This window comes from Leisingera sp. F5 (assembly GCF_001593695.1).
The window spans coordinates 1-2745 of the sequence record NZ_LUKH01000351.1; the positions used below are offsets into that span (position 1 = coordinate 1).

At 63.6% G+C, this 2745-nt stretch carries 2 protein-coding genes; one reads left to right on the forward strand and one right to left on the reverse strand.

Annotated elements, in window-relative coordinates:
* Window positions 1-108 precede the first annotated feature (108 nt).
* Window positions 109-1035: a helix-turn-helix transcriptional regulator gene (locus tag A2I95_RS30120; protein WP_291735789.1), complete on the reverse strand. Its 927-nt coding sequence runs from the start codon at window positions 1033-1035 to the stop codon at window positions 109-111.
* 141 nt (window positions 1036-1176) lie between these two features.
* Here A2I95_RS30120 and A2I95_RS30125 point away from each other — a divergent pair.
* The coding region (locus A2I95_RS30125) for a CocE/NonD family hydrolase (protein ID WP_291735791.1) at window positions 1177-2745 on the forward strand (1569 nt) is incomplete at its 3' end.

The following is a 2745-nucleotide window of genomic DNA, read 5'->3' on the forward strand; positions in this document are numbered from 1 at the left end:
AATTGCAATCAAATGGTTAAGGCCCTGTGTGCTTTTGGTAACGCACTATGTCAAAACCAAGGCAAATGCGGACGAATTGCCGAAAATCCGCCCGTATCCCGCCCGGGTTTACAGCACCCCTCGGGGAATCGTCTCTTTCCACTCCTTGACCAGGACAACTTCCTTATTCACGCCTTCAAGGGCGGTCACCCGGCGCCAGAGATAGAAATTATCCCGGTCGCAGGTCACCTTGTTTTCAGTATCAATCGACACCTGCCAGCCTGCGCTCAGGCTGAGTGGCGGCTGTTCTCCCAGCAGGCGCCGTACCTTCGGGTCAATGCGGGTGCTGGCCTCGGGGTAAGCACCGGTTGCGGCCAGCGCTTCGCGGGCCGAGGTCCTTTCGCCGATCCGTACCCAGACGGTGTTGGTGGCGAACGGTGCCTGGCCGGGGCCAGCGGAGATCCCCAAAGTAAGCCCCTGCAAGAAGGAGACCTGCTGCGGATGGGCGGGCATTAGAACCGTTTCTGACAGGTAGCCGCCGCCGCGGCGGGGCGTTTCATACATGCAGATGCGGTTGTTGCGGAGGGTGGCCATGCCGGCATAGCGGCTGCGCTGGCGAATGCTGCCGTCGCGGGCAATGGCACGCTCAAACGTGTGGGTAACGGCGCAACCGTCCTGCGGGCGCAGCCAGATCAGCGTGCGCACGATCTGGCCGGGCCAGGTTGGGGTGCGGAAGTAACCGTGGTAGACCCCCATGAAACGGCGCAGGCGCCGGGCCTGGTCGCGGAACAGGCTGCCGAATTGCAAAGCCGGGGCCGACACTGCGGTGGCTGCGCCCCTTTGCTGGCGAAAGTCCTGATGCGGGACAAACAGCGCCTCCTCCTCCAGGCCGAAGTAACGCGCGATGCGGTGCAGATTGTGAGCCGAAGGCAGGCCGTGCCCGTTGAGATACCGGTTAAACTGCTGCCGGTTCATACCGATCTCGCGGCAGACCTGGGCGATGCTGCCGGTATCGGCGCACAACCTTCGCAAATTGCGGGAAAAATCGTTTGGCATCGGTGCGGGCTTTCACGGAGTGACTGATTGAGTGCGTACCTTCGCTTACATTTGCATACAAGTGCTCGCTTTTCATACGGTGCCAGTTTGGCAAGAGTGCCGCCAAAGGGCACCGCCCGGAACTGAGACAAGGAAGACTAAATGGCCGGCGCATTCAGCATCATTGAAAACACTTGGATCACCCTGCCGGACGGGCGCAAGCTGTCGGCGCGGATGTGGATGCCGGAGGGCGAGGGGCCGTTTCCGGCAATTTTGGAGTATTTGCCCTACCGCAAGCGCGACGGCACCGCGCCCCGCGATGAGACCACACATCCGGTTTTCGCCGCCGAAGGCTATGCCTGCATCCGGGTGGATATTGCCGGCACCGGCGACAGCGAGGGGGTGTTTGACGACGAATACTCCGAGCAGGAGCTGAGCGACGGCGAGGCGGTGCTGGCTTGGATTGCTGCGCAGTCCTGGTGCACCGGCAGTATCGGTATGATCGGCATCTCTTGGGGCGGTTTCAACGGGCTGCAGCTGGCGTTTCGCCGCCCGGCGGCTTTGAAGGCGGTGGTGTCGGTGGCCTCGACCGTGGACCGTTATGCCGATGATATCCACTACATGGGCGGCTGCCTCTTGAGCGACAATGCCAACTGGGGCAGCCAGATGTTTGCCTACCAGTCGCGCCCCGCGGATCCGGAGCTGCGCCCGGACTGGCGCGCGGACTGGATCAAGCGGGTCGAAGAGATGCCTTTTATGCCCGCTGAATGGCTGCGGCATCAGGAGCGGGATGGGCAGTGGAAGCATGGCTCGGTCTGCGAGGATTGGTCCGCAATCCAAGCGCCGGTGCTGGCGATCACCGGCTGGGCGGATGCCTATGTGAACGCGCCGCCCGCGCTGGCAGCGAACCTGCAGGTGCCCGCCAAGGCGATGATCGGCCCGTGGGAGCACCGCTATGCCCATATTGCCAAGCTGGACCCGGCGGATTTCCATGGCGAGGTGCTGGCCTGGTTCGGCAAATGGCTGAAGGGAGAAGAGACCGGGGCCGAGGATCTGCCCGGCTACCGCGTCTACATGCAAGAGCATTTCAACCCCGCGATGCAGAACAAGCCGCGCCAGGGGCGCTGGGTGGCAGAGGCGCAGTGGCCCTCGCCCAATGTGCAGGAGCGGGTGATGCATCTGGGTGCGGGCGTGCTGGCAGGGGAGGCTGCAAGCGGCACGCAGGCGGTCAGCAGCCCCGCGACGGTGGGGCAGGCGTCGGGCTACTTCTGTCCAGGGATGAGGTTCGACAATGAGCTGGCGGGCGATCAGGCTGGCGACGATGCGCTTTCAGCCTGTTTTGACAGCGCACCGCTGGAAAGCCCGCTGGAGCTGCTGGGCCGGCCGCGGGTCAAGGTGGCGTTCAGCGTCGACAGGCCGGTGGCGCAGCTGGTGGCGCGGCTGTGTGATGTCTCGCCTGAGGGCGTGTCGCAACGGATCACTTTCCGTCCTTTGAATCTGACCTGCCGTAACGGGTTTGAGGCGCCCCGGAAGCTGGTGCCGGGTGAGCGGTACGAGGCGGAGATCGAGCTGAATGAATGCGCGCACCGTCTGAAGGCGAGGCACATGCTGCGGCTGGCGCTATCGACGTCCTACTGGCCGATTGTCTGGCCCGCGCCGGAAGCGGCGGAAGTCACGCTGCATCTGGAAAGTTGTACGCTGGCGCTGCCGGAGCGGCGGGTTTCGCAAGAG